The organism is Streptomyces sp. CA-146814, from assembly GCF_050942385.1.
In the GTDB taxonomy this organism is placed as follows: domain Bacteria; phylum Actinomycetota; class Actinomycetes; order Streptomycetales; family Streptomycetaceae; genus Streptomyces.
This window is the reverse complement of the sequence record NZ_CP192068.1, coordinates 4500602-4524121: the sequence shown is the minus strand read 5'-3', so window position 1 is coordinate 4524121 and position 23520 is coordinate 4500602. Positions and strand designations below refer to the sequence as shown.

The 23520-nt window shown below is 71.3% G+C and carries 33 protein-coding genes; 10 read left to right on the top strand and 23 right to left on the bottom strand.

Going from position 1 to position 23520, the window contains the following annotated elements; genetic code table 11:
* The first annotated feature begins 77 nt into the window (after window positions 1-77).
* Window positions 78-1196, top strand: coding sequence for a phosphoserine transaminase (gene serC, locus ACQP09_RS20235; RefSeq protein WP_433401681.1), 1119 nt, complete (start codon window positions 78-80; stop codon window positions 1194-1196).
* Window positions 1197-1290: 94 nt separating this feature from the next.
* Entirely contained in the window at window positions 1291-1902 is a 612-nt protein-coding gene (locus ACQP09_RS20230; RefSeq protein WP_433401680.1) for a Uma2 family endonuclease, read from the top strand.
* 100 nt (window positions 1903-2002) lie between these two features.
* On the opposite strand, the gene ACQP09_RS20225 is transcribed toward ACQP09_RS20230, so the two are convergent.
* The 16 genes from ACQP09_RS20225 to ACQP09_RS20150 form a co-directional block, all read right to left on the bottom strand.
* Window positions 2003-2470, bottom strand: a complete 468-nt coding sequence (locus ACQP09_RS20225) for an Asp23/Gls24 family envelope stress response protein (RefSeq protein WP_433401679.1) — start codon at window positions 2468-2470, stop codon at window positions 2003-2005.
* A 111-nt stretch (window positions 2471-2581) separates the two neighbouring features.
* A complete protein-coding gene (locus ACQP09_RS20220) occupies window positions 2582-2893 on the bottom strand; it encodes a gas vesicle protein K (RefSeq protein ID WP_433401677.1) in 312 nt (103 codons plus the stop codon).
* On the bottom strand, window positions 2890-3120 hold the full coding sequence (locus ACQP09_RS20215; RefSeq protein WP_356747856.1) for a gas vesicle protein: 231 nt from the start codon (window positions 3118-3120) through the stop codon (window positions 2890-2892). Before ACQP09_RS20215 ends, ACQP09_RS20220 begins: the two co-directional genes overlap by 4 nt.
* 6 nt (window positions 3121-3126) lie before the next feature.
* Window positions 3127-3948 (bottom strand): GvpL/GvpF family gas vesicle protein, encoded by an 822-nt coding sequence (locus ACQP09_RS20210; protein ID WP_433401675.1) that lies wholly within the window; start codon window positions 3946-3948, stop codon window positions 3127-3129.
* On the bottom strand, window positions 3945-4367 hold the full coding sequence (locus tag ACQP09_RS20205; protein ID WP_433401673.1) for a gas vesicle protein: 423 nt from the start codon (window positions 4365-4367) through the stop codon (window positions 3945-3947). Before ACQP09_RS20205 ends, ACQP09_RS20210 begins: the two co-directional genes overlap by 4 nt.
* Window positions 4364-5503, bottom strand: a complete 1140-nt coding sequence (locus ACQP09_RS20200; protein WP_433401671.1) for an SRPBCC family protein — start codon at window positions 5501-5503, stop codon at window positions 4364-4366. The genes ACQP09_RS20205 and ACQP09_RS20200 overlap by 4 nt, the downstream gene beginning before the upstream one ends.
* Window positions 5504-5509: 6 nt before the next feature.
* Window positions 5510-6388 carry a histone protein gene (locus tag ACQP09_RS20195; RefSeq protein WP_433401669.1) on the bottom strand — a complete coding sequence of 293 codons (879 nt, stop codon included), beginning with the start codon at window positions 6386-6388 and terminating at the stop codon, window positions 5510-5512.
* Window positions 6381-6647: a gas vesicle protein GvpG gene (locus ACQP09_RS20190; protein ID WP_030567135.1), complete on the bottom strand. Its 267-nt coding sequence runs from the start codon at window positions 6645-6647 to the stop codon at window positions 6381-6383. Before ACQP09_RS20190 ends, ACQP09_RS20195 begins: the two co-directional genes overlap by 8 nt.
* A gap of 4 nt (window positions 6648-6651) precedes the next feature.
* Entirely contained in the window at window positions 6652-7440 is a 789-nt protein-coding gene (locus tag ACQP09_RS20185) for a GvpL/GvpF family gas vesicle protein (RefSeq protein ID WP_433401667.1), read from the bottom strand.
* Window position 7441: 1 nt separating this feature from the next.
* On the bottom strand, window positions 7442-7939 hold the full coding sequence (gene gvpJ, locus ACQP09_RS20180) for a gas vesicle protein GvpJ (RefSeq protein ID WP_433401665.1): 498 nt from the start codon (window positions 7937-7939) through the stop codon (window positions 7442-7444).
* 36 nt (window positions 7940-7975) lie between these two features.
* On the bottom strand, window positions 7976-8296 hold the full coding sequence (locus tag ACQP09_RS20175) for a gas vesicle protein (RefSeq protein WP_433401664.1): 321 nt from the start codon (window positions 8294-8296) through the stop codon (window positions 7976-7978).
* A gap of 249 nt (window positions 8297-8545) precedes the next feature.
* Window positions 8546-9232: a class I SAM-dependent methyltransferase gene (locus ACQP09_RS20170; protein ID WP_433401662.1), complete on the bottom strand. Its 687-nt coding sequence runs from the start codon at window positions 9230-9232 to the stop codon at window positions 8546-8548.
* Between the two features lie 73 nt (window positions 9233-9305).
* Window positions 9306-9701 (bottom strand): nuclear transport factor 2 family protein, encoded by a 396-nt coding sequence (locus tag ACQP09_RS20165; protein WP_433401661.1) that lies wholly within the window; start codon window positions 9699-9701, stop codon window positions 9306-9308.
* A 61-nt stretch (window positions 9702-9762) separates the two neighbouring features.
* Window positions 9763-10017: a (4Fe-4S)-binding protein gene (locus ACQP09_RS20160; RefSeq protein ID WP_433401660.1), complete on the bottom strand. Its 255-nt coding sequence runs from the start codon at window positions 10015-10017 to the stop codon at window positions 9763-9765.
* A 13-nt stretch (window positions 10018-10030) separates the two neighbouring features.
* Window positions 10031-10339 (bottom strand): GNAT family N-acetyltransferase, encoded by a 309-nt coding sequence (locus ACQP09_RS20155; protein ID WP_433401658.1) that lies wholly within the window; start codon window positions 10337-10339, stop codon window positions 10031-10033.
* Between the two features lie 82 nt (window positions 10340-10421).
* Complete coding sequence (locus ACQP09_RS20150; protein WP_433401657.1) at window positions 10422-11099, bottom strand: hydrolase; 678 nt, start codon at window positions 11097-11099, stop codon at window positions 10422-10424.
* A 108-nt stretch (window positions 11100-11207) separates the two neighbouring features.
* Between ACQP09_RS20150 and ACQP09_RS20145 the strand changes: the two genes are divergently transcribed.
* Window positions 11208-11672: a MarR family winged helix-turn-helix transcriptional regulator gene (locus ACQP09_RS20145; protein ID WP_433401655.1), complete on the top strand. Its 465-nt coding sequence runs from the start codon at window positions 11208-11210 to the stop codon at window positions 11670-11672.
* Window positions 11673-11762: 90 nt separating this feature from the next.
* Here the strand turns inward: ACQP09_RS20145 and ACQP09_RS20140 are convergent, their stop codons facing one another.
* Window positions 11763-12590: an ABC transporter permease gene (locus tag ACQP09_RS20140; protein ID WP_433401653.1), complete on the bottom strand. Its 828-nt coding sequence runs from the start codon at window positions 12588-12590 to the stop codon at window positions 11763-11765.
* Window positions 12587-13675, bottom strand: a complete 1089-nt coding sequence (locus ACQP09_RS20135; RefSeq protein WP_433401652.1) for an ATP-binding cassette domain-containing protein — start codon at window positions 13673-13675, stop codon at window positions 12587-12589. Before ACQP09_RS20135 ends, ACQP09_RS20140 begins: the two co-directional genes overlap by 4 nt.
* Before the next feature lie 135 nt (window positions 13676-13810).
* On the opposite strand from ACQP09_RS20135, the gene ACQP09_RS20130 reads away from it, so the two are divergent.
* Window positions 13811-14701 carry a TetR/AcrR family transcriptional regulator gene (locus ACQP09_RS20130; protein WP_433401650.1) on the top strand — a complete coding sequence of 297 codons (891 nt, stop codon included), beginning with the start codon at window positions 13811-13813 and terminating at the stop codon, window positions 14699-14701.
* Between the two features lie 59 nt (window positions 14702-14760).
* A complete protein-coding gene (locus ACQP09_RS20125; protein ID WP_433401648.1) occupies window positions 14761-15162 on the top strand; it encodes a PPOX class F420-dependent oxidoreductase in 402 nt (133 codons plus the stop codon).
* A gap of 50 nt (window positions 15163-15212) precedes the next feature.
* Here ACQP09_RS20125 and ACQP09_RS20120 read toward each other — a convergent pair whose 3' ends face one another.
* On the bottom strand, window positions 15213-16238 hold the full coding sequence (locus tag ACQP09_RS20120) for a WD40 repeat domain-containing protein (RefSeq protein WP_433401646.1): 1026 nt from the start codon (window positions 16236-16238) through the stop codon (window positions 15213-15215).
* Window positions 16239-16299: 61 nt separating this feature from the next.
* Between ACQP09_RS20120 and ACQP09_RS20115 the strand changes: the two genes are divergently transcribed.
* Complete coding sequence (locus ACQP09_RS20115; protein ID WP_433406680.1) at window positions 16300-17070, top strand: GDSL-type esterase/lipase family protein; 771 nt, start codon at window positions 16300-16302, stop codon at window positions 17068-17070.
* Here the strand turns inward: ACQP09_RS20115 and ACQP09_RS20110 are convergent.
* The 3 genes from ACQP09_RS20110 to ACQP09_RS20100 all read right to left on the bottom strand — a co-directional run bounded on the left by ACQP09_RS20110 (window position 17054) and on the right by ACQP09_RS20100 (window position 19602).
* Complete coding sequence (locus tag ACQP09_RS20110) at window positions 17054-17833, bottom strand: MBL fold metallo-hydrolase (RefSeq protein WP_433401645.1); 780 nt, start codon at window positions 17831-17833, stop codon at window positions 17054-17056. The genes ACQP09_RS20115 and ACQP09_RS20110 overlap by 17 nt on opposite strands.
* Before the next feature lie 128 nt (window positions 17834-17961).
* Entirely contained in the window at window positions 17962-18333 is a 372-nt protein-coding gene (locus ACQP09_RS20105) for a hypothetical protein (protein ID WP_433401643.1), read from the bottom strand.
* 15 nt (window positions 18334-18348) lie between these two features.
* Window positions 18349-19602, bottom strand: coding sequence for a helix-turn-helix transcriptional regulator (locus ACQP09_RS20100; RefSeq protein ID WP_433401641.1), 1254 nt, complete (start codon window positions 19600-19602; stop codon window positions 18349-18351).
* Window positions 19603-20011: 409 nt separating this feature from the next.
* On the opposite strand from ACQP09_RS20100, the gene ACQP09_RS20095 reads away from it, so the two are divergent.
* The 4 genes from ACQP09_RS20095 to ACQP09_RS20080 all read left to right on the top strand — a co-directional run bounded on the left by ACQP09_RS20095 (window position 20012) and on the right by ACQP09_RS20080 (window position 22493).
* Entirely contained in the window at window positions 20012-20344 is a 333-nt protein-coding gene (locus ACQP09_RS20095; protein WP_433406678.1) for a hypothetical protein, read from the top strand.
* Entirely contained in the window at window positions 20332-21450 is a 1119-nt protein-coding gene (locus ACQP09_RS20090; protein WP_433401639.1) for a radical SAM protein, read from the top strand. Before ACQP09_RS20095 ends, ACQP09_RS20090 begins: the two co-directional genes overlap by 13 nt.
* Complete coding sequence (locus tag ACQP09_RS20085; protein ID WP_433401638.1) at window positions 21447-21584, top strand: hypothetical protein; 138 nt, start codon at window positions 21447-21449, stop codon at window positions 21582-21584. Before ACQP09_RS20090 ends, ACQP09_RS20085 begins: the two co-directional genes overlap by 4 nt.
* A gap of 87 nt (window positions 21585-21671) precedes the next feature.
* The gene (locus ACQP09_RS20080) at window positions 21672-22493 is read left to right on the top strand and encodes an aminoglycoside phosphotransferase (protein WP_433401636.1); all 822 of its coding nucleotides are present in this window, start codon (window positions 21672-21674) and stop codon (window positions 22491-22493) included.
* A 190-nt stretch (window positions 22494-22683) separates the two neighbouring features.
* Here the strand turns inward: ACQP09_RS20080 and ACQP09_RS20075 are convergent, their stop codons facing one another.
* Window positions 22684-23325: a TetR/AcrR family transcriptional regulator gene (locus ACQP09_RS20075; RefSeq protein ID WP_433401635.1), complete on the bottom strand. Its 642-nt coding sequence runs from the start codon at window positions 23323-23325 to the stop codon at window positions 22684-22686.
* Window positions 23326-23520 lie beyond the last annotated feature (195 nt).

The window sequence follows — 23520 nt, the reverse complement described above, 5'->3', positions numbered from 1 at the left end:
TCCACGGGTCGGAGCACACGTCTCATCGGACGGACACGGTTACGGCGCCGTGCCACCGAGGGACTACGCTCCGACTCGTGGCCGACATCCAGATTCCCGCTGACATCAAGCCCGCCGACGGGCGCTTCGGCGCCGGTCCTTCCAAGGTGCGGACGGAGGCGCTCGACGCGCTGGCCGCCACCGGCACCTCCCTCCTCGGTACGTCCCACCGCCAGGCCCCGGTCAAGAACCTGGTCGGCGAGGTACGCGACGGTGTGCGCGCGCTCTTCTCCCTCCCCGAGGGTTACGAGGTCATCCTCGGCAACGGCGGCTCCACCGCCTTCTGGGACATCGCGACGCACGGTCTGATCGAGACGAAGTCCCAGCACCTGAACTTCGGTGAGTTCTCCTCCAAGTTCGCCAAGGCCGCGAAGCTCGCGCCCTGGCTGTCCGACCCCACCGTCATCGCCGCCGACCCGGGCACCCACCCGGACCCGCGGGCCGAGGCGGGCGTGGACGTCTACGCCTTCACCCACAACGAGACCTCCACCGGTGTCGCGGCGCCCGTCAAGCGCGTCGCGGGCGCCGACGAGGGCGCGCTCGTCCTGGTGGACGCCACCTCGGGCGCGGGCGGCCTCCCGGTCGACATCACCGAGTCCGACGTCTACTACTTCGCCCCGCAGAAGTCCTTCGCCTCCGACGGCGGCCTGTGGATCGGCGTGTTCTCGCCGGCCGCCCTGGAGCGCGCCGCCCGGATCCACGCCTCGGGCCGGCACATCCCGGAGTTCTTCTCGCTGCCGACGGCGATCGACAACTCCCTGAAGAACCAGACGTACAACACCCCGGCGCTGTCCACGCTCTTCCTGCTGAACGAGCAGCTGAAGTGGATGAACACCCAGGGCGGCCTGGACTTCACGACGGGCCGCACGGCCGCGTCCTCCGGCCACCTCTACGGCTGGGCCGACGAGTCCAAGTACGCGACCCCGTTCGTCACGGACCCGGCGAAGCGCTCGCAGGTCATCGGCACGATCGACTTCGCGGACGAGATCGACGCGGCGGCGGTCGCCAAGGTGCTGCGCGCCAACGGCATCGTGGACACCGAGCCGTACCGCAAGCTGGGCCGCAACCAGCTGCGCGTGGCGATGTTCCCGGCGATCGACCCGGCGGACGTGCAGGCGCTGACGGCGTGCATCGACTACGTGATCGAGAAGCTGTAGCTCTTCGCTTCTTCCACGGCTGTACGGAGACGGCCCGGCACCCACGTGGGTGCCGGGCCGTCTCCGGCACCAAGCCCTTCGCAGGAGGCCCGCGATGCCCGCGACAGCAGTCGACCACCCGTGCGGCCATGAGTCGAAACCGCTGATCGAGGCGGCGAACAGGACCATGGAACGGCTCCCGGGGCACCGCGTCGAGATCATCGACGGCATGATCACCGTGGCGCCGCTGCGGGACGGCCACCATGCGAACGCACTGACCACGGTCATGCGCCCCCTCCTCGCCGCAGGCCTCGGCGACGGCGACACCGATGTCCTCCAGGGGATCGGCCTCTGGCTCCCCAGCGGCCCCGAGGACTACGTGATCCCCGACTTGGCGATCGTCGACGCCGACTTCGACGGGCACCTGATCGAGAACCACTGCTATGACCCCGCCTGCTTCCGCTTGGTACTGGAGGTCACCTCCGAGAACCACCGGACCGACCTCCACCACAAGGTCACCGCCTACGCCCAGGCCAATATCCCGGTATACGTGATCGTCGACCGCAAGCACGACCGGGTCCACGTCCTGACCGAACCGCTGCCCGGCGGCTACGACCGCCACGAGGTGTACGCGCCCGGCCAGGAGGCCCCGCTGCCCTCCTCCATCGGCGCCGAACTCTCCCTGGACGTCGACGAGATCGTGCGGGCGGGCCGCCCGAAACGCTGAGGACGGGATCCGGGAGACGGACCTGGAGACGACGGGCACCGCGTGGGAAGGGCGCCGCTACCCGGGCACGCAGTGAGCCCGCCGCTTCCCGGGGCCGGGCTCACCGCACGCGAGAGCCTCCGGAGCCGCCGCCGCCCGAACCGTCCTCGTCCTCATCGTCGTCGTCCGGGATGTGCACGTCGAAGACGTTGATGTTGATCTCGACGACCTTCAGTCCGGTCATCGTCTCCACGGCGTCGATGACGTGAGTACGGATCCGGTCGGCCAGCTCATGGATCGGAACGCCGTACTCCACCTCGACGTCGACGTCGATCGCCGTCTCCTTCTCGCCCACCTCGACCTTCACGGTCCGTCCGCTGCTCGACGATCCGGAGACCCGGCCCGTCACGGCGCCCAGCGCCTTCGAGGCGCCCTTGCCCACGGAATGCACACCGTCGGTCTCACGGATCGCGATGCCCGCGATGGTGGCCACGACGCCGTCGGCGATGGTGGTCCTGCCGCGTACGCCGTTTCCTTCGCTTCCGCCGCTCGTCGCCGAGTTTCCGCTCCCAGGTTCGATGTCGACCATGTCGCTCCGCCTCACAGAGAGTGGTTGCCACGGGTGCTCCTCCCACCCGCGCGGGCCCCCTCATCCACTCTCCGCCCGCCTGCGGCCATCCGCCATTCGGGGTACCGGACCTCAGTCGCGGGGCAGCAGGGTCCCGAGCGGGCCGAGGTCCAGATTGAGGTCCTCCGGCCGCACCCCGTGCTGGTCGCAGAGCTCCTTCATCCGCTGGTCGAGCAGCATGAGCGTGGTCCCGATCTCCTCGACCTGCTCATCGCTGAGGTCGCCCTGTTCGACGCGGCGGATCGCCTGGCGCTCCATCAGCTGCCGCAGCAGCTCCACCACGGTCAGGACCAGGGCCACCAGGTCCCGCCCCATCTGCTCGGAGTCCAGATCGACCCGTGAACCCGAGCCCCGGCCCGCTGATTCCCCGCTCGGGCCCGTCACAGCGGGCCGCCGTCGGCCCAGGGCGCCGGAACCCGCTCGCTGACCGACGACAGCAGGGCGTGCAGCGACACCCGTACAAGAGGTACGTCGGCGATGGCGATCACCAGGTCCCCGCTGACGACGACCCCGGTCGCCAGCACCCGGTCCAGCAGGTCCACCAGCGGCACCCCGATGGGCCCGCTCAGCGGCTCGGGATCGTCCCACGGCACCACTTCGCGCTCCGCCACCGCTCCTCACCCCTCCCCGACGAAGGAGTACGGCACCCAGGGCCCGGTCAGCTCGATCCGCGCCCCGGTCCGCTCACCCAGCCTCCGTACGTGTTCAGCCAGTTCGCCGGCCCGCTCCTCGGCCACGAGGTAGGTCGCGTTGAGTACGTGCACCCGGCCGTCGCCGCCCGGTACGGCACCGTGCGTACGGAGCCGGCGCGACGCGGCCGCCAGGTCACGGAGTTCCGCGTCCACCGTCTCCGCGACGGACAGGGCCTGTTCGCGGCGGCGCTCGCGGCGCTCGTGGAGCCCACGTTTCCGGTTCAGATAGGCGAGCCCGGCACCGGCAGCCGGGGCCCCTCCCGCAGGCACGGGCTCCCGCTCCTCCGCGACGGCCACCGGTCCGTACACCTTCACGCCCCACTCGGCGTGGTGCGCGATCCGTTTCAACACGCTGTGGAAACGGTGCGCCTCGTCGTCGAGCGCGCGGCGGGCCCGGTCGTCGTCGTGGTAGAGCGTGGCGAGCGGCAGCGGGACGGCGGGCCCGTGGACGGCCGCGGCGGACACGACCTCGTGGTGCGCCCGTGCGTACCGCTCGATCTCCTGCCGGTCGGAGAGCCGCGCCTGCCAGACCTCGTCCGTGAAGTCGGCGGCCGGAACGGTCTGGACGACGGCGGTCAGCGGCCCGGACGGCAGCAGCCGGACCGCCGCGCCTCCGGGCAGACCGGCGAGCCCGGTGACGTCCGCCGTGTTCACGGCACGGGTACCCCGGCAGACAGCGAACACGTACGTGACACCGGCGCCCGGCGCCTGGTCCCGTTCCCGGGGGGTGGGGTGCGGGTGCGTCATCGCCGGCCGGCCTCCTTGCCCTCGTCGCTGTCGCTGTCCTTGTCCCTGTCCCTGTCCTTGTCCCTGCTCCGGTACGGGTCCGGGGCGCCGTCCTCGTCCGTGGCGTCCGTGGCCGGTTCAAGGGCCCGGAGGCGTTCCCTCAGCTCACGGTTCTCGTCCTCCAGCGCGTTGCGCCTGGCCCGGGAGCTGAGGGCCGGATCGGTCTCCCACCAGTCGATGCCCGCCTTCTTCGCGGTGTCGACGGAGGCCACGAAGAGGCGGAGGCGGATGGTGAGCAGCTCGATGTCGAGGAGGTCGATCTTGATGTCCCCGGCGATGACGATGCCCTTGTCCAGGACGCGTTCGAGGATGTCGGCGAGGTTGGTGGTGTGCGGGCCGTTGGCCGGCTGTCCTGCCTGGCGGAAGTCGAGGTCGGTCACCGCGCGGCCTCCGACCGGCGCCTGCGGCTCGCACGCTTGGGGCTCGCGCGCTTGGGAGCGGGCGGCTCCTCGGGTTCCTCGTCTTCTTCTTCGTCTTCGGCGTCTTCGGCTTCTTCGTCTTCTTCCTCGTCCCCGTCTCCTTCCTCTTCCTCCTCTTCCTCCTCTTCCTCGTCCTCGTCCTCTTCTTCGTCTTCCGGTTCCTCGTCCTCTTCTTCCTCGTCCTCTCCGGGCTCTTCCTCGTCCTCGTACTCCTCGCCGTCCTCCTCGGACTCCTCGGCTTCCTCCGCCTCCTCGCGTTCGACGGCCTCCTCGTGCGTGACCACGACCTCGCCGTCGCGGATCTCGCCGCGCCACCCCTCGGGCTCCTCCTCGGTGAGGGTCACGTACCGGTGGAAGTGCTTGAAGTCCAGCCGTACGCGGCGGCCTTGGGCGCGCCAGAGGTTGCCCGTCTTCTCGAAGAACCCGGACGGGTAGTACTCCACGACCAGCACGATCCGCGTCAGGTTCGGGGCCAGTTCGTGGAAGCTGATGGCGCCGCGCGTGCTGCCCTTGGCGCCCTCGGACGTCCAGACGATCCGGTCGTCGGGGACCTGTTCCTGCACCGTGGCCTTGAAGCTGCGGGTGGAGGGGCCGACCTTGACCTTCCAGTCGGTCTCCTCGTCCTCGCCCTTCGAGACGCTCTGGACGCCCTTCATGAAGCCGCTGAACTCGTCGTACTGCGTCCACGCGTCGTACGCGGTGCGCAGCGGTACGCCGACGTCCATCACCTCGATGATGTTCATGAACTTTCCGCCGCCGGCCTTGCGGTTGCCCTTTCCGCCGCCGCCGTCGTCGCCACCACCGCCGAAGAGGCCCTTCGCCTTGTCCACCACCGCGTCCTTGGCTCCCTTGGCCTTCTCCGACACGAAGGCCTTGGTGGGGGATTCACCCTGGAGCACGCGCGAGGCGATGGAGGGCAGCGAGCCGCCGTTCTCGGCGCTGTCGGTCAACTGGCCGGTCAGGTCCTTGAGTTTGCCGCCCGCCTTGTCGGCGAGCTGCTGGACCTGGGCACTGGCGAACTTCGACAGTTCCTCTTTGATGCGATCGACGCCCGACTCCGCCGGAGCCTCGGATGCGTCCTTGTCCGTCGTTGCCATGGCTGACTACCTCCGGCGGTCGGCGCGCTTGGATGCTGACCGCTTCGATGTCGCTGCCTTCTTCGCGGCAGACTTCTTCGCTGCCGCCTTCTTCGGAGGAGCGGACTTCTTCGCGGCGGATTTCTTGGCGGGGGCCTTCTTGGCGGCGGGCTTCTTGGCCGCCGAGGTGCCGGACGCCGACTTCTTGGCTGCCGACTTCTTGGCCGGGGCGGCCTTCTTCGCTGCCGACTTCTTCGCGGGTGCGGACTTCTTGGCCGGTGCCTTCTTCGCCGGGGCGGACTTCTTCGCTGCCGACTTCTTGGCTGGGGCCGCCTTCCTGGCGGGTGACTTCTTCGCCCGGGACGGAGGCGGCGGGGCCGCCTCTTCTTCTTCCTCCTCCTCTTCGAACTCCTCGTCCTCCGCGGGCTCCTCGTCCTCTTCCGGCTCCTCCTCGTCCTCCTCCGGCTCCTCGTCGTACTCCTCGTCCGGCTCCTCGTCGTACTCCTCGTCCTCGTCCTCTTCCTCGTACGCGCCTTCCGGCTCCTCCTCGTACTCCTCGCCGTCCACCTCGTCGTCCGCCTCGTCGTCCGGCGCCGCGGTGAGGCGGGCCGTCCGGTCGCCGATGGCGTCCGCCAGGTTGGTCATGGAGCGGTTGGCGGCGGCTGTCACCGCCTGGCGGCCCGCTTCGAGGACCTCGCCCCGCAACTGCTGCTGCAGTTCGGCCACTTGCGGGACTTCGCCGAGCCGGCGCATGCCTTCGGCGGCGAGCTGACGGGGTTCGAGTCCGAACCGGCGCCCGGCCAGATAGGTCGCGACGCTCAGGGCCAGCCGGCCCTTCTTCGTCCGGCCCAGTACGTATCCGCCCACCACGGCGGCGGCCAGCGCCACCTTCGCCTGGTCATCCATGCCTGTCACCTTCTGTCGTCGGTGTCCGGCCGGTCTGCGCGGCGTACAGCCGGTCGAGCAGCCTCTCCTCTTCCGCTTCGAACTCCTCCAGCCCGATGTGCCCCTCGTCGAGCTCGTGGTTGAGGGCCGCGAGCTGCGCGCGGATCACCCCGGGGTCGTACAGCTCGCGCTCGGCGGCGTCCTGGAGCCTCTCCGCGACCCACACCACGCCCCGGGCGGGTGCGAGGGGGAGCAGCAGCAGTCCGGAGATCAGGCCCATGGCTTCAGCCACCACCCACGGCCGCGGGCGGGGCCGGTGCCCCGGGCGCGACGGCCTCGACGAAGCTGTAGCAGGGCAGCGGGCCCGCGAGGCGGAGGTCGACGTGGTCGCCGTGGGCCGCGGCGAACCGCTCGGCGGTCGCGCGGAACCGGTCGCTGTCGGCCTGCGCCACGAGGAAGCACACGTTGAGCGCGCACCCGGGGACCTCGGGGCCTCCGGCGGTCGCGCGGGCCATCGGTGCCAGCTCGCGCAGCGCACGCCGGCCCGCCTCGCCCGCCCGGCGCGCCAGGGCGGAGGCGACGGCTTCGCCCAGGCGCACATTGGCCTCGTAGCCGGGGCGCCTGCGGGTCGCGTCGCGCAGCCGCCGTACGGTCGCGTCCCCGGCCACCAGCGCGGCGAGGGAGTCGTGGGCGGGCAGCGCCTTGAGGTTCATCTCGATGTGCCCGGCGACCCGGTCCAGGGAGGCGAGGTGGCCCGCCTCCGCCGCGGCCAGCTGGGCGCGCAGGGCGTCCTCGTCCGGCGCGACCATGCCGAAGCGCATCGGCAGCACGGGCCCGCTCGCCGCCAGCCGCGTCAGGAGATCCTGGTGGGCCAGCAGGTCGCGGCGCCGGGCGCGCAACTGGGCGGGGGCGGCACTGACCACCGCGGCCACCGGGCCCGCGCCGACGGTCCGCAGCGGGGCGGGCGGGCTGCCCACGCCCCCGGACTTCCGGGGCACTGGCGTTCCGGCCCGGACGACCGCGTACACGTACAGCCCCGGTCCTTCGGCGGCTCCCGGTCCCTCGGCGCGCATCTCAGACCTCCGCTCGGCGGCGACGGCTCGCGGAGCCGCCACCGCTGCTGACGGGGGCGCGCCGCTTCTTCGGGCGCGCGGGCTTCTCCTCGGCCTCCGCCTCGTCGTAGTCGTCGTACGCGTCGTCGTCCTCGTCGTGGGAGTCGTCGGCCCCGACCGCCTTGCGTACGGTGTCGCCGACCGACTCCGCCGCCTTGCGCACCTTCCGCTTGCCGATGGACCGGGCCGCGGAGCCGCCCAGCAGCTCGGGGACGGTGGTGCTGCCGGAGTCACGTTCGAGGTCGAGGCGGTTGCACGCCTCCGCGAAGCGGAGGTAGGTGTCCACGCTCGCCACGACTATGCGTGCGTCGATCTTCAGGATCTCGATGCCGACCAGGGAGACCCGCACAAAGACGTCGATCACCATGCCCCGGTCGAGGATGAGCTCCAGCACGTCGTAGAGCGTGCCGGCGCGGGGCGGGCAGGGGGCGGCTCCGTCGACGTAGGTCGTGGTCGTCATGGGGGTCCTTCCAGCTGTCGTGCGGAGTGGACGGGGTCACTCGTCGGCGGCACCGCGCCGATAGCGGCGGACCCGGGTGTACTCCAGGAGTTCGCAGGACCTGTCGAGCTGCACCTCGTACGAGGCGAGGAGACTGGTCGTGTCCGGGATGCGGGGCACTTCGAGAACGTCCACGACGACGGCCCAGCCGTCGTCGGAGCGCCGGATCGCGGAGACGCCCTCGGCCGGGTGGCTGATCAGCGCTTCCAGGCTCTGACAGGCGGCGCGGGCGGCGTGCTCAGGCCCTTTCCTGGACGGGGCCTTCTTACGGGTCCCCGTCGAGGAGCGTGCGGCGCGCCCTGAACGTTGTTCTGCCATGGTGACCAGTCTGGTCACTGTGGGGCGCTCCGCATCTCGGGAGAGCCAGTGGTGCGACGCCTCCCGCCGGAGGCGAGGGGCGTGCCGGGCCGGCCTGCGGCGGACGGCCGGGCCTGCGGCGGAGGACTGGGCCTGCGGCGGAGGGCCGGGCCGGCACGGAGGCCCGGCGGCCCGGCCCGGCGGCCCGGCGGCCCGGCCCGGCGGGCCTGGCGCAGGCCCTCAGGCCCGGGACCGGCCGGAACAGGCCGGTCAGACCTCCCGCGGCCGCCGCGCGAGCACGAACCCCTGCGGCGTCCGCTCCGGGAACGGCCCCTCCGTCTCCCGCTCCTTCCGCACCACGGCCCGCACCTCCAGCCCTGCCGCCCGCAGCAGCGCGGCCACCCGCTCGGGCTGCCGCCGGTGGAAGACGAGCGAGACCTCCTCGCCCAGCGCCTCCGTCATCCGCAGCGGCTCGTCGCCCACCTGGAAACCGAGCTGTACGGGGGCGCCCGGCGCCAGTACGCGGTGGAACTCGGCGAAGGCGCGCGGGAGTTCCTCGTCCGGGACGTGGATGGTCGAGTACCAGGCGAGCAGGCCGCCGAGCGACCCGTCCGGGAGGCCGAGGCCGAGCATGGAGCCCTCCTCGAACCGCAGCCCGGGGTGGTCCTGCCGGGCGACCGCGAGCATCTGCGGCGAGAGGTCGATCCCGAACACGTCGAATCCCAGACCGAGTTCGCTCAGGTGCGCGGTGACCCGGCCGGTCCCGCAGCCGACGTCGGCCACGGGCAGGCCGCCACCGCCCGCCGCCGCGAGTTCCGCGAAGGTGGCCAGCACGCCGCGCTCCAGCGGCTTGGCCGCCAGCTCGCCGCGCGAGAACTCGGCGTAGGCGGGGGCGATGGCGTCGTACGAATCCCGGGTGGTGCGCTGGAAGTCGGCCGACGGGCCGGAGGCGGTCATGGCCGACACTTTAGGCGGCGCCTCCCCGGCACCGGAGCCGGCCCCGGACCCGGCACCGGCCCAGGCCCCGGTGTCAGACCATCGGTTCGCCGCTGACCGTCTCCTCCGGCGGGACGAGGTCCTGGACGACGTCCCAGTGCTCGACGATGCGGCCGTTCTCCAGCCGGAAGATGTCGACGATGGCGACGGGGCCCGGCGCCCAGCCGTGCACGACGCTGTGGGTGAAGACGAGGTCACCCTGTGCCGCGATCCGCTGCGGCTCCCACCGGAAGCCCCGCAGATCCGGGACCGCGGCGCGCAGCGCGTCCAGCCCGCCGGGCATCCCGGGACTGTGCTGGACGTAGGGCTCGGCCCAGTACCGGTCGAGCGCCGTGAGGTCCTTCTCGCCGAAGAGCTCCCGCATGGCGGTGAGCACGATCCCGGTGTTGCGCCGGGCCCGGTCCGCCTCGGGGTCTTGGGTCACAGTCATCTCTCCGCTCTCCTCATCTCTCCTCGATGGTTCTGACGGGCCGGGGCCCTCCCCGCCGCCCTCATGCGGAAGGGGGCCGGGCTTCCTCCCCGCCGTCCGTACGCTCGTACCGCAGCGCGCCCGAGGGGCAGCGCCGCACCACCTCCGCCACGCGATCGGCGTCGGCCCCGTCGGGCCGGATCCACGGACGCCGACCGGTGTCGAACACCTCCGGCAGACCGCGGACGCACTCGGCGGCGTGCCGGCAGCGTCCGGCCTCGAAGGTCACGGTGATCGACCGCCCTTCGTACGACCGCCTGTCCGTCCCCTCGCTCATTCCGGGCCTCCGTTCAGTCACTGACCCTGCTGCGGGACTGGTAGAGCAGGTCCTGGTACTCGGGGTGCCGGGCGATCCACCCGGCGAAGAACGGGCAGGTGGGCAGCACCCTCAGCTGCGCCGCGCGCGCCTCGTCGAGGGCGGTGCGGGCCAGGGCCGACCCGACGCCTTTGCCCTCGTACCGGGGCGAGACCTCGGTGTGGAGGAACGCGATGAGTTCCGCCGTACGGAGATAGTCCGCGAAGCCCGCGACCTCGGACTCCCCCTCGATCCGCGCCTCGTACCGCTTGGCCTCGGGAACGTCCTTCACTGCGACTGCCATGTGTCCTGACCTCTTCTTTCCGTCCGTGCGCACCGGCCCGGTCCGGGTGGTGCGTCCTCGTCCCTCGTCGTACCCGCCCGGGTCAGGCGGCGCTTGTGGACCGCCCGGTGGAGAGGAGCTGCATCTCCCAGGCGAAGGCCACCCCGGAGGCGCCGCCGTGCTGGGCCTGGACCTCCGCGGCGGCCTGCACGGTCTCCTCGCGGGCCCAGTCGCGCTGCCACTCGCCCAGCACGGCCATCCAGGTGATCGGGACGACGCCCGCCTGGACCATGCGCCGTACCGCCATGTCGTGGGCCTCGGCCGACACACCCCCCGACGCGTCGGTGACGGCGTAGACGTCGAAGCCCTCGCCGGCCGCCTGGATGGCGGGCATGGCCAGGCAGATCTCCGTCCAGAGCCCGGCGAGGATCAGCTTCTTCCGCCCGGTCGCCTTGACGGCGTCGACGACGCGCTGGTCCTGCCAGGTGTTGATGAAGGTCCGGTCGATCGGCTTCTGCTCCGGGAACACGTCCTGGATGCCCTGGATGAGCAGGCCACCGCGCTCCTCCAAGACCGTCGTCAGGATGGTCGGGACGCCGAAGGCCTTGGCCGCCTTGGCGAGTCCGACCACGTTGTTGACGACCATCGTCGGCTCATGGCTGTTCAGGTTGGCGAACTGGAACGGCTGGTGGTCGATCAGCACCAGGACGCTCTCCTCAGGCGTCAGCAGCGCGTCGAGTCCGGCCTTGTTCGGGGTGCTGACGGTGCTCGCGGTGCTCATGGGGGTGTCCCTTCTGGAGCCGTACGCCATTTAGTTGACGTGTCACCCACCCTAGGGAGTTGGTGGTTGATACGTCAACCATCCCTGATGGCAACTACGCTTCACCCCATGGACGCACCGCCTCGCTGGCTGACCCCGGAACAGCAGGCCGCCTGGGACAGCTTCATCCGCATGCAGGAGAAGCTCATCGGACGGCTCTCCCGCCAGGTCCAGGCCGACTCCCGGATGTCCGCCGCCGACTACCTCGTCCTGGCCAAACTCACCGAGGCCGGCGGGCGGATGCGCCTCACGGACCTGGCCAAGCTGCTGGAGTGGGAGAAGAGCCGCATGTCCCACCAGGTCGGACGGATGACCAAACGCGGACTGGTGGCGAAGGAGGAGTGCGCCGACGACGGACGCGGCTCGCTCGTGGTCGCCACCCCGGCCGGCCGCACGGCGATCGAGGAGGCCGCGCCCGTCCATGTGGACCACGTGCGGCGGCTGTTCGTCGACGCGCTCACCCAGGAGGAGCTGGACACCCTCGCCCGCATCTCCGACCGTGTCCTCGTCCACATGGAGAAGCAGCCCGACTGACAGCAGCCCGACTGACAGCAGCCCGGCTGACAGCGGCCCGGCTGACAGCAGCCCGACCGGCCGGCCGCCACGGCTCCGGGCCTCCCGCGCTCACCGACTCAACAGCCGGAACCGCCGTACCGCCAGCGGCAGGAAGACCAGCGTGATCACCACCGGCCACACCACGGCCATCAGCAGGGCGTGCTCCTCCACCCAGGTGGAGCCGCCGGCCACCGGATTGCCGAACAGTTCGCGGGTGGCGGTCGCGGTCGACGAGATCGGGTTCCAGGCGGCGACCGTGCCCAGCCAGCCCGGCATCAGGGACGGCGCGACGAAGGTGCTGGAGATCATCGTGAGCGGGAAGGCGACCGCGTACAGCCCGCCCGCGGCCTCGGGCGTCGGAACCAGCAGGCCCAGCCAGACGCCCACCCAGATCAGGCTGAACCGCAGCAGCAGGAGCAGCCCGAACGCGCCCACGGCAGGCAGCACCCCGCCGCCCGCACGCCAGCCGATCAGCAGCGCGGTGACGGCCAGGATCGCCAACTCGGCACCCGCCACCACCAGGTCGGCCGCACCGCGCCCGGAGGCGAAGGCGGACGGGGCCATCGGCATGGAGCGGAAGCGGTCGACGACGCCCTTGCCGGCGTCGGTGACGACGGCGACGGCGGTGTTCATGAAGCCCATGGCCATGGTCATGGCGAACATGCCGGGCATCAGGAACTCGCGGTAGTCGCCGCCGCCGGGCACCTTCATGGCGCTGCCGAACACGTACCCGTACAGCAGGACGGAGAGGATCGGGAAGCCGAGCTGCCAGACGACGGCGGAGGGCTGGCGCTGGTAGTGGGTGAGGGTGCGGCGGGTGATGTTCCAGCAGTCGGTGACCGCCCAGTAGACGAGGCCGTGGTCGCGGGGCGCGTCGGTCGCGGTGCGTACGGTCATGCCGCTGCCCCCTCTCGTACGGCCTGCGCGTCGCCGGCAGCCGGGTCGCCGGCCCCCGGGTCGTCGGCAGCCAGGCCGTCGGCACCCGCGCCGTGGCCCGTCAGCCGGAGGAACACGTCGTCCAGGCTCGGCCGGCGCAGCCCGATGTCCTCCACCGCGATCCCGTCGTCCTGGAGGCTGCGGGCCACCTCGGTCAGCGCGGCCACCCGGTCGGCGACCTGGGCGTGCACCCGGCGGGTGGCGTCGTCGGTGACGACGAGCCCGCCCCCGGCCACCCGACCGACGGCCCGCGCCACGGCGGCCAGGTCGCCCTCGTCCGCGGCGACGACCTCGATGCGGTCGCCGCCGACGCGGTTCTTCAGCGCGTCCGGAGTGTCGTCGGCGATGGCCCGTCCACGGTCGATGACGGTGATGTGCGAGGCGAGCTTGTCGGCCTCGTCCAGGTACTGCGTGGTGAGCAGCACCGTCGTGCCGTCCGCGACCAGGGCCCGTACCGCGTCCCAGACCTCACCCCGGCCGCGCGGGTCGAGCCCGGTCGTCGGCTCGTCCAGGAAGAGCACGTCGGGCGAGAGGATCATCGAGGAGGCGAGGTCGAGCCGCCGCCGCATGCCGCCGCTGTACTCCGTGGCGCTCCGGTCGGCCGCCTCCACCAGGCCGAACCGGTCCAGCAGCTCCCCGGCGCGGAGCCGGGCCCCGCGGTTGCCCAGGTGGAAGAGGCGCCCGAACATCTCCAGGTTCTGCCGCCCGGTGAGGCCCTCGTCGACGGCGGCGTACTGACCGGCGAGCCCGATCCTGCTCCGTACGCGGCGGGGCTCGCGCCCCACGTCGATCCCGGCGACCTCGGCCCGGCCCGCGTCGTACCGCAGGAGCGTCGCGAGGACGCGTACGGCGGTGGTCTTCCCGGCCCCGTTCGGGCCGAGCAGGCCGTGGACGGTACCGGGCCGGACGGCGAGGTCGAACCCGTCGAGCGCCCGCTTCTCCGCCCCGCCCCTCCCCCGCGCCCGGTACCGCTTGACGACCCCTTCGGCGAGCACGGCGTACCTGGACACCCCGGACGCGAACTCCGGTTTCGACGGAACGGACATGGCGCAACCCCCTGTCTCTCCGGCCTCCGACCGACCCGGAAGCGAATTGAGTACACCGTACCCCAAACTGAGTACGATGTACCTTAATACGAGTACGGCGTACCCACACCGCCTCCGGCGCACTACGCTGCCCCCATGGCGAAAGACGGATCGACAGCGGCGACAACACCGGCGGCGGCACCGGCGACGACACCGGCGACGACCGGCCGGACGACGGACGACACCACGGCCGGGAGCGGCGACATAGCGCGCAGCCTGGAGCTCCTGTGGGGCACCGGCGACCGCCCCAGCCGCGGCCCCAAACCGGGCCTCACGCTGGACCGGATCGTCACGGCCGCGATCGCCGTCGCGGACGCGGAGGGCCTCTCCGCCGTCTCCATGCGCCGGCTCTCCACGGAGCTCGGCACGGGCACCATGTCGCTCTACCGGTACGTCCCCGGCAAGGCCGAACTCCTGGACCTGATGCTGGACCGGGTGCTGGGCGAGCCGCTCCCCGCCGAGCATGACGGCGGGGACGGCGCGCCTGAGGCCGCCGAGCCCAGGAGTGGGGGCAGCACCCCCGGCGACTGGCGGTCGGCGATCGACACCATGGCCCGGACCCACCTGGACAACCTGCGCCGCCACCCCTGGCTGCTGAAGATCAACCAGGCCCGTACGGTGCTCGGTCCCAGCGCCCTGCGCGGCCTGGAACTCTCGCTCACCGCGCTGCGCTCGATGGGCCTGCGCGATCCGGAACTGATCGGCGTGATCATCACGGTCAACAGCTTCGTGGAGGGCCTCGCCGGCACCCAGGCCGACGCGGCGGAGGCGGTGGCGCAGACCGGGCTGAGCGACGAGGAGTTCTGGGACAGCCAGCGCCCGTACCTGGAGCGGGCCATGCTCAGCGGCGCGTACCCGATGATGGCGGGGATGGCCGAGGACACCTTCAGCGCCGACTTCGACCACTTCACGTTCGGGCTGGAACGGCTGATCGCCGGTTTCGAGGCCCTGGTGGCGGAGCGGAAGGCGGACGGGCCAGCCGGCTGACTGACGTACCGCACATGACCGGACATGACAGGGCGCCCGGCGCGTGCCCCAATGGATATATGGACGCCAGCCGGGAGCTAGCCCCTTTCGTGAAGCAGTACGCCGTCCTACTGAGCACGCACCGCCAGGACGGCACGTCGGTCGGTACGCCCGTGAACATCGCGGTGGAGGGCGATCACGCGTTCATCCGTACGTTCGCGTCCGCCTGGAAGGTCGAGCGGATGCGCAACCATCCGAAGGTGGAGCTGGCACCGTGCACGGTCCGGGGCAGACCCACGGGTCCGCAGATCAGCGCCCACGCACGGCTGCTGCGGCCGGGCACGAAGGAGAACACGTACGCGGCGCGGATGCTGTCGCGGAAGTACCCGATCGTGCAGGGCGTGCTGGTGCCGCTGGTGCACCGGCTGAAGCGGGACAGGACGCTGCATTACGAGGTGTGGCCGGTGGTGAACGGCGACTGAGGCCGGCGACCGGGGCTCGCGTACGAAGCGCTCTCCGCCCCCCTACCCCCTCACCCCCGCTTCTTCCGGAGCGCGAACCACAGAACTCCGACGCCGATGACGACCACGGCACCGAGCCCCACGCTCCCCTTGCCGTCCTCGCCCTGACCGTCACCGGCCCCCTGAGCAGGACTGCCGCTCCCCGAGGGCTTCCCCTTCTCCTCGCCGCCCCCCGACGGCTTGGCGCCACCTTCGATCTCGACCCGCACGACCTCGCTGCCCGCCCCCTCGGAGCCGAACATCAGGGCCGAACCGTCCGCCGTGTACGTCACGGACTCCGCCTGCCGCTGGAACGGCGCGGCGACCGAGCGGCTCTCTCCGAGGCGGCCGTCCGCGAAGTCGTACACGCGGGCGCTGAAGTACGAGCGCAGCACCAGCGAGCCGCCGTCGGGCGAGAAGGCCCCGTCGGTCACCCACGGCACCTCGCCGACCCGCCGGAAGGTGTTCGTGGACCCGGCGGTGAGTTTGGTGGGCCCTTCGTAGAGCCTGCCGCCGTCCTCGTTCTTGGAGGCGATGTAGACGCGTCCGGTCTTCGGGTGGACCATCAGCGCCTCGGCGTTGCGCGCGCCGTCGGCGTACTTCACGTCGTACTGGGTGGCGGTGACGGTGGCGTCGCGGAGAGCCTTGGGCTCGGGAAAGCGGTAGATCCAGACGTGGCTCCAGGTGCCGTCCAGGTTGTCCCCGATGTCACCGACGTAGAGGTCCCCGTCGGGCCCGATCGAGATGCCCTCCACATCGCGCGGCTCCCCCACGCCCCGCATGGTGATGGTCGCGACGGTCTTCCCGGTGCGGGAGTCGACGGCGAAGACGTAGGGGCCGTCGTCGCTGTCGTTGTGCGTCCAGTAGACGCCGGGGTGCAGACGGCTGGCGGCGAGGCCGCTGGACTCGGTGATACGGGGGTCCTCGATCGTGAAGTCACGGTCGGGCTCCCCGTCGGCGGCGACGGCGGGGCAGGCGGCCCCGAGGAGCAGCAGGAGGGCTGCGGCGGGAACGGCGAGACCTGCGGCGGCCCGGTGGCGGCTCGGATACGAACGCATGGCCCAAGTGTCCACGGTCGCGGGCCCGTCCACCGCGGAGTCCGCCCCCGCCCACCCCACCGTGTCCATCGTCACGTCGCAGGCCACAGCCGTGATCGGCCATGATGACGCCATGCGTTTTCTCCCGGTCGGCGACTCCATGACCATCGGCGCCACCGGCGACTTCACCTGGCGCTACCGGCTGTGGCAGCACTTCGAGGCGGTCTGCCCGGCCTCGTACGAGATCGTCGGCCCGCGCACGGCGCTGCACGACCCCGAGGCGAACGCCCCGCTCTCCGACGCGTACGCCGACCCGTCCTTCCCGCCCGCCGCGCGCAGGCACCTGGCGGGCTGGGGCGAGGGGTGGCTGCACATGGCCCCGGTGATCGCGGACGCGGTGCGCGCGGCGGAGGCGGACGTGCTGCTGGTCTCGCTGGGCCTGATAGACCTCGGGTTCTACACGGACGCCGAGCAGACGGCGGCCAACGCGCGCACGTTCATCGCGGCGGCCCGCACGGCCGACCCGCACATCCGGATGGTGCTGCTCCCGGTGATACCGAACGTCCGGGCCGAGTCGGACGCGCCCTTCGCCGCCTCCTGCGCCCGCTTCAACGAACTCCTCGCCAAGGCCGTGGCCGACCTGGACACCCCGGTCTCCCCACTCCTCCTGGCCTCGCGCCCGCCGGGCTACGACATCCACACGGACACGTACGACGGCACCCACCCGGGCCCGACCGGCGAACACCTCCTGGCGGCCGCCTTCGCGGACGCGATGCACCAGGCGTGGGGGCTGGGCGGCCCGTACGCACGGCAGCCCGCGCTCGTCGGCGCACCGGTCACCGCGGAGGGCTGACACGCCCGGACGCCGGCTCCCACACCGAGCAGTCGTGCGCGAAGAACACCCGCCCCGGCCCGAACGCGGCCAGCCGGTCCATCCAGGGCCGGTACGGCGGAAGTGGCGGCGCCATCCCGTCGAGCGCGGCGCGGCGGGCCAGCTCGTCGGAGGCGTAGTGCGAGGCGAAGTCATGGGCCTGCCCGGCAAGGACGACGACCGTGCCGTCCCCCTGCCGGACGACGAGCGACTGATGCCCGTCGGTGTGCCCCGGGGTCGGCACGACCCACACCCCGGGCCAGATCTCGGCCTCCCCGGACAACTCCTCGTACCGGGCGCCGGGAAAGTCGACCAGCGCGTCGATGGTGTACCCGCCCCGCCGCGCGGTCGCCAACTCGGCCTCCTGCACCAGGACGGGCACGCCCGCGAGCAGAGGATTGCCGCCGATGTGGTCGAAGTGGAGGTGACAGTTCACGACGAGGCCCACGTCCTCAAGTCCCGCCCCCACAGCGGCCAGCGCAGCCTGCAACGGCCGCCGCCGGGGCCGGTAGTGCGCCTCGGCCCCGGGATCCCCGGCCCCGATCCCCGTATCGAAGAGAAGCCGCCCGCGCTCATGCTCGACGAGGTAGGCGAGGACCGGTTCCACTCTGGGCTGCGGCCCGCCGGTCTCGGACGCGGGCCGCACGAAGAATCCGAGGTCGAGACGGTGGACGGCGACGGTCCCGGTCCCGGTCGCGGTCGCGGTCTCGGTCTCGGTCTCGGTCGCGTTCGTACGCTGGGTCATGCGGCCAGCCTGGCATGTGGGCGGGGCGGTGTGCGGGGGATCTGCCGACAGCAGAGCCGCACCCAAGGGCGTGGGCCACGGCAGACTGGTAGAAGCACGGCCGAGGCCCTCCGGCTCGTTCCCGCCGGTCAGCTCAACGCCTTCTCCACGTCGTCGAAGATGTCGGCGTCGGTCTCCTGCTGCCAGCCGGGCAGGTCGGCCCAGTCCGCCACGTAGCCCGGCTTCGGGTCATCGAAGTGCCGGAACATCTGAGCCGTCCAACAGACCGCAACGAACCGCCCCCGCTGCTCACGGGACAACCGCGACGTACGCCCGCCACTGACCTCGACGAACTGCCGCACCTGCTCGTACACGGCCCCGGCCGCCTCGCGCTCCCACTGCGGGGTCTCATCCCACGGAGTCACGTAACCGGCCTTCGGCTCACCGGGAAAGTGCCGGTGAACTCCCGCGATCCAGGCTTCCCGGAACAGTCGTGCACCTTCGATCTCGGTCTGCGACATGCCATCCCTCTCTCGTCACGGCGTACCCAGCGTGGCGATCTCCGCCCTCAGTTCCGCCACACGGTGGTCACGGCTCAAGGGCCCGAACTCGTCGCACAGGCCTCGGAGTCTACGGCCGACATACCCCGATCCCGAGGCGCGCGCCAGGCTGATCGCCTCCTTGCCGTACGCGACGACCTGCTCTGCATCGCGCCGCTTCGCCCCGACCGCCGCCAGGTCCGTCAGCACCGCACCCCGTCGGCGGTAGGACTGCCCCGGCGCCAGGGCCGTCTGCGCCAGCGCACGCTCCAGGGCCTCCTCTGCCAGGTCGAGACGGCCGAGCCGTACGTAGCGTGAGCCCCGTTCCTCGGCCAGCCTCGCGCCATCGAAACGGAGCCATCCACCGTTGACGCTGTCGGCGGTGAGATCGCGGACAGTCTCCGCGCGGTCCATCGCGCGTTCACACGCCTCCAGGTCGCCGAGAGCCGCGTACGCCTCAGCCTGGACCGAAGAAACCCAGTGACGGGTCGAAAGGTTCCGGTCACCCCGGCCCGCCAGGCGCTCGGCCGCGTCAAGCATCTGTGCGGCCTGCCGGTAGCGCCGCTCGGACATGTCCACGTACGCATGCCGCACCAACGCGCATGCCCACAGGTCGTACGCCTGGGCATCCTTGCTGACCGAGGCCGCGAGCGCGTACGAAGCCGAGGCATCGGCATACCGATTCCCGTCGAACGCCACCTCACCGGCCAGCTGGAACAGATCGGCCGCCGCATTCAACAGCAGGCGAGTGCTTCCATGATGACCGGTCAAGGCATCATTGAGCGTGGCAAGTTGGTCGCGCACGACCGGATAGACGGCTCCCTTGGAACGGGACAGCTGGTAGACCTGCCACAGATGGCTGTTCATCCGGGCGAAATCGGCAGGAACGCCGCCTCGGACACCCTCGGCTAGGGCTTCCGCCTCGTCTACGGGCAGCACGGTCAACGCACCGCTGACGGTCAGTATGCGGAGGAATGCGCGGCGGATCATTTCGTCAGGGTCTCCCGCGTTCGGGGGCTCGCTGGACTGGTTACCACCGGTTTCCCGGGCTGAGCCTCGCAGTGGGCCGAGGAGGGCGTCCAGCTCTTCGAGGCTGACTTCGAGCACGGCAGCCAGGCCCCGCCGCTGGGGTGGCTGCGGGTAGACCCTGCCGTTCTCCCAGCGCCCAACCGTTGTGCGGTCCACACCGAGTAACTGAGCCAACTCTTCCTGACTGTAGCCCAGGGCCTTGCGCCGTTCCGCCAGTCCCATGCCCCCCACTCCCCGCAGCGTCGGCCCCTTCGGCGACTATGCACAGATCTGCTTCAAGAGTGCCGCACCGATGCCGTGGTTGCTCCCGACTCCAGCCGATTTCCTGGTTGTTGACCCGGACGAGTCCCGGGACAGCTGAAGGAGCCCGGCGAATGACCACGAGAGACGAGACCTCCGTGTACGAGCTCGGAGGCGACACACAGGCCGATGACCTCAGTACCCGACCGCGAGTTCTCCTGAGACTCAGAGTGTCCCGTGACTCGGGCCGGACGTGGGGGCCGGTGACGGAAGTACGGGAGGACGACAATCTGCCGCTTCTGGACAACCCCTGTGCTCTCCCGCCCTGCGCATGCCGGCTCTGCACGGGGTGCGGCTCGGACACCGAAGGCTCTCTGCAGGAGGTGTCGTGATGCGGTGCACACACTGGCGCCGGGTACCACTCGCCCTGGCACAGGAAGCACGGCAGAAGGCCCCGGACGGCTGCGTCGACCGCGCCCTCCAGTGCCAGTTGTCCTCCCACGAGGGCGACGAGCACTACGGCCTCCTGGCCGAACTCGCCACGTACGGCACCGCGCTGTGGCTCCGCTGGCGCGCGGACTACGTGAACCTGGTCGTACTACGCGACTGCCCCGTCACCGGCCCCGAACCCGAACCCGACAGCCAGGGCTGCTGCCTGTTCGCCGGCCACCCCGAGCAGCACACCTGGCAGAACGCCCCGGGGGAGGCCTCGTGCGCCAGCTGATCGCGAGCCCGTACAACGGAACGTTCCTGATCGCCCGCCCCGGCTCCAAGGGCGGCATGCGCATCCCCAGGGCCCTGTACGAGGAGCTGGCCTCGACCGCTGAGAGCAGCAGCCCCTTACCGCCCTGGCTCCTCGACCATGCCCGTGCGGCCTGGAAGGTGGACCTGACGGCCTCGGTCATGCGGGACGCCGTCGTCGTACGGCCGGAAACCGGGCTCGGTTACGGCCGGGCCACGTACGAGATCAACAAGGGCTGCAACTTCAACTGCGAGCACTGCTACCTCGCGGAGCGGAAGTTCGAAGGGCTGCCCTGGCCGGACAAAGTCCGGCTCCTGCACCTGCTGCGGGACGCCGGAGTGCTGTGGCTCCAGTTCACCGGCGGCGAGCCGCTGATCGACCGGGACTTCGTGGGCGCGTACACACTCGCCCACCGCTCCGGAATGCTGATCGAGATCCTCACCAACGGCTCCCGGCTCCACCGACCCGAGATGATCGGCCTCCTGCGCGACCTGCCACCGCACAAGGTGACCGTCTCCCTCTACGGAGCCACCCCGGACAGCTTCGACGCGCTCACCCGCAAGCCCGGAGCGTTCAAGCTGGTCGAGAAGGGCCTCGTCGCGGCACACGCGGCCGGCATCGCGCTGGAACTCGCGCTGATCATCACCCGGCACAACGCCCACGAGCTGGACGACATGCGCGCTCTGGCCGACCGCTTCGGAGCCGTGCGTACGGAGTACGGGTCGATCTCCCCCACGTACACCGGCACGCCCGAACCGCTGGCCGCGCAGGCCCCCGGCTTCCTGGACAAGACCAGCATCTTCAAGGGCTGCCCCGCCGGCCACACCTTCTTCCACGTCGACCCGCACGGCCTGGCGACCATGTGCAAGGTCGGCCGCGAGAACCCCATCGACCTCCTCGCGGAGGGCCTGAACGGACTCCTCCGTCTGCCCGGCATCGCCGATGCCCAGATGCTTCGCACCGGTGGCTGCGGCGGCTGTCAGCTCTCCGGCACCTGCCGGGTCTGCCGACCGCTCGCCAAGGCCTACCAGGAAGCGAAGGCACCACTGAACACCTACTGCCAACACGGAAGCGAGGAAACGCCATGACCACTGTCACGGTCGAGATCAGCCCCCGGCCACCCGCCCCGGAGGAGCCCGAGGGAGTGATCCTCCTGGACGACCTGGAGGCGCTGTCCGAAGGGGCCGTCCCCGGCTGCAACGACGACAACCCCTACCGGTAGACAACCGGCCGCACAGAACCACGGGGGCTTCGGAACGTTCTTCCATCCGAAGCCCTCACCACTGCCCTCATGGAAAAGTGAAGCCCCATGGCGACCACCCGCATCGGCCTCGACGACCTGCCGCCCGCCGCCCGCGCCGCCGTCGAAGAACACACCGGCCCCCTCCTCACGGTCACGGAGACCACCGAGGGCTTCAACAGCGAGGTCGCCGCCCGGGTCACCTCCGCCACGGGCGCCTGGCACATCAAGGGCCTGCGCACCGACCACCCCCGCGCCTGGACCCAGCACCGGGAAGCCGCCATCGCCCCCTTCCTGAACGGCCTCGCCCCCGCCCTCCGCTGGCGCGTCGAGACCGCCGGCTGGGACCTCCTCGGCTTCGAACCCCTCGACGGCCACCACGCCGACTACACCCCCGGCTCCCCCGACCTCCCCGAAGTCGCCGCCCTCCTACGCCGCCTCGGCACCACCCCTTGCCCCACCATCGAACTGCGCCGAGCCGAACAGCGCCTGGAGCGCTACGTCACCCACCCCGACGAACTCCGCTACTTCGCCGGAACCCACCTCCTCCACACCGACCTGAACAACACCAACGTCCTCATCGACGACCACGGCCCCCAGGGCGACCGGGCCCGCCTGGTCGACTGGGCCTGGGCCACCCAAGGAGCCCCCTGGCTCGACGCCGGCTACTGGATCATCTGGCTCATCGCCGCCGGACACACCCCCACATCCGCCGAACAACGGGCCGCCGAGATCCCCGCCTGGCACACCGCCCCCGCCGAAGCCGTCACCGCCTTCGCCACCGCCAACCACAACCTCTGGCACGAAATCAGCACCCGCGACCCCGACCCGTGGACTCTGCGCCTCGCAACGGCCGCCACCACCTGGCACACACACCGCAAGGGCACGTGAACCGCACCGTCGCATCGGTCGTGCACCACGACGACGAACGGCAGTACGCATCGGCGGAGTCGGCTGCCTGAGCAGGAGGGCCGTCCATTCTGCGGGGCCTCGAAGAGGGCCCGGCACAGTCATCTTCGACGGCATGCGCACACTGCCCGGCCTCCTCGCCGAGCAGTGACCGCCCCGCACCTCCGCCCCCTCACCCCACCCGCTGCGACCCCAGCATCGTCAGGGCCAGCTCCGTCAGTTCGCGCGAGACCTCTTCCGGGCGGGCGCGGCGGCAGCGGCGGGTGTGGTGGGCCATCAGTTCGTGGACCGTGCCGACCATGACCATGACGTCGACCCGGTGGTCCCGGTCCTCCGCCTCACCCCGCTCCACCGCCCGCTCGGCCTCCCCTGTGAGGAACTCCGTCCACAGCGCCCGCCAGAGCTTGCAGTGCTCGTCCACCACCGCGCTGACGCCCAGCACCTCGACGAAGGTCACCCTCGCCTCGCGCGGGTCCCGGGTGACGGACTCCACGTACGCGTCGAAGAGGCGCCGGACCCGCTCCGCGATCGCGCACTCGTCGATCCCCTCGGAGAGCAGGGCGGCCTCCGCGGCCCGCAGGCCGACGGTGGTGACCCGGTTGTGCAGGGCGATGAGGAGCCCCTCCCGTGTCCCGTACTCCTGGCGGAGCACCTCGGGCGTGACCCCGGCCGCCTCGCACAGGTCCGCCTCGGAGGTCTCCCGGTAGCCGACGACCCCGTACAGCTCCCGTGCGGCGTCCAGCAGTTGTTCCCTCGCCTGGGTACGGGCCTGGTCACCGGGCCCCGTCCGCTGAACCGCCCAGCCATCAGCCACCGGTCCTCCTTCAGCGCAAGGTGCGGGAGAGGGCCTCGGCACCTCTGCACGAACCGCCGCCCCATTGTGCGCGTCCGGAGGGCCGCCGGAGCGCCACGCCACACCCGTACGGGCGAATGCCCGCACGCGGAAACGCTTCTTCTCGGCGGGTCGATCGGCGCGTCGCTCGTTGCGTCGCCCGTTGCGTCGGGAGTC

Excerpts from the sequence above, each read along its gene's own strand:
- ACQP09_RS20160 (WP_433401660.1), bottom strand. The coding sequence starts at position 10,017 with ATGAGCGAGGGGACGGACAGGCGGTCGTACGAAGGGCGGTCGATCACC.
- ACQP09_RS20165 (WP_433401661.1), bottom strand. The coding sequence starts at position 9,701 with ATGACTGTGACCCAAGACCCCGAGGCGGACCGGGCCCGGCGCAACACC.
- ACQP09_RS20170 (WP_433401662.1), bottom strand. The coding sequence starts at position 9,232 with ATGACCGCCTCCGGCCCGTCGGCCGACTTCCAGCGCACCACCCGGGAT.
- ACQP09_RS20120 (WP_433401646.1), bottom strand. The coding sequence starts at position 16,238 with ATGCGTTCGTATCCGAGCCGCCACCGGGCCGCCGCAGGTCTCGCCGTT.
- ACQP09_RS20100 (WP_433401641.1), bottom strand. The coding sequence starts at position 19,602 with ATGGGACTGGCGGAACGGCGCAAGGCCCTGGGCTACAGTCAGGAAGAG.
- ACQP09_RS20195 (WP_433401669.1), bottom strand. The coding sequence starts at position 6,388 with ATGGATGACCAGGCGAAGGTGGCGCTGGCCGCCGCCGTGGTGGGCGGA.
- ACQP09_RS20200 (WP_433401671.1), bottom strand. The coding sequence starts at position 5,503 with ATGGCAACGACGGACAAGGACGCATCCGAGGCTCCGGCGGAGTCGGGC.
- ACQP09_RS20210 (WP_433401675.1), bottom strand. The coding sequence starts at position 3,948 with ATGACGCACCCGCACCCCACCCCCCGGGAACGGGACCAGGCGCCGGGC.
- ACQP09_RS20190 (WP_030567135.1), bottom strand. The coding sequence starts at position 6,647 with ATGGGCCTGATCTCCGGACTGCTGCTGCTCCCCCTCGCACCCGCCCGG.
- ACQP09_RS20125 (WP_433401648.1), top strand. The coding sequence starts at position 14,761 with ATGGACGCCAGCCGGGAGCTAGCCCCTTTCGTGAAGCAGTACGCCGTC.
- ACQP09_RS20155 (WP_433401658.1), bottom strand. The coding sequence starts at position 10,339 with ATGGCAGTCGCAGTGAAGGACGTTCCCGAGGCCAAGCGGTACGAGGCG.
- ACQP09_RS20135 (WP_433401652.1), bottom strand. The coding sequence starts at position 13,675 with ATGTCCGTTCCGTCGAAACCGGAGTTCGCGTCCGGGGTGTCCAGGTAC.
- ACQP09_RS20080 (WP_433401636.1), top strand. The coding sequence starts at position 21,672 with ATGGCGACCACCCGCATCGGCCTCGACGACCTGCCGCCCGCCGCCCGC.
- ACQP09_RS20145 (WP_433401655.1), top strand. The coding sequence starts at position 11,208 with ATGGACGCACCGCCTCGCTGGCTGACCCCGGAACAGCAGGCCGCCTGG.
- ACQP09_RS20230 (WP_433401680.1), top strand. The coding sequence starts at position 1,291 with ATGCCCGCGACAGCAGTCGACCACCCGTGCGGCCATGAGTCGAAACCG.
- ACQP09_RS20085 (WP_433401638.1), top strand. The coding sequence starts at position 21,447 with ATGACCACTGTCACGGTCGAGATCAGCCCCCGGCCACCCGCCCCGGAG.
- ACQP09_RS20105 (WP_433401643.1), bottom strand. The coding sequence starts at position 18,333 with ATGTCGCAGACCGAGATCGAAGGTGCACGACTGTTCCGGGAAGCCTGG.
- ACQP09_RS20150 (WP_433401657.1), bottom strand. The coding sequence starts at position 11,099 with ATGAGCACCGCGAGCACCGTCAGCACCCCGAACAAGGCCGGACTCGAC.
- ACQP09_RS20185 (WP_433401667.1), bottom strand. The coding sequence starts at position 7,440 with ATGCGCGCCGAGGGACCGGGAGCCGCCGAAGGACCGGGGCTGTACGTG.
- ACQP09_RS20140 (WP_433401653.1), bottom strand. The coding sequence starts at position 12,590 with ATGACCGTACGCACCGCGACCGACGCGCCCCGCGACCACGGCCTCGTC.
- ACQP09_RS20175 (WP_433401664.1), bottom strand. The coding sequence starts at position 8,296 with ATGGCAGAACAACGTTCAGGGCGCGCCGCACGCTCCTCGACGGGGACC.
- ACQP09_RS20095 (WP_433406678.1), top strand. The coding sequence starts at position 20,012 with ATGCGGTGCACACACTGGCGCCGGGTACCACTCGCCCTGGCACAGGAA.
- ACQP09_RS20225 (WP_433401679.1), bottom strand. The coding sequence starts at position 2,470 with ATGGTCGACATCGAACCTGGGAGCGGAAACTCGGCGACGAGCGGCGGA.
- gvpJ (WP_433401665.1), bottom strand. The coding sequence starts at position 7,939 with ATGACGACCACGACCTACGTCGACGGAGCCGCCCCCTGCCCGCCCCGC.
- ACQP09_RS20130 (WP_433401650.1), top strand. The coding sequence starts at position 13,811 with ATGGCGAAAGACGGATCGACAGCGGCGACAACACCGGCGGCGGCACCG.
- ACQP09_RS20110 (WP_433401645.1), bottom strand. The coding sequence starts at position 17,833 with ATGACCCAGCGTACGAACGCGACCGAGACCGAGACCGAGACCGCGACC.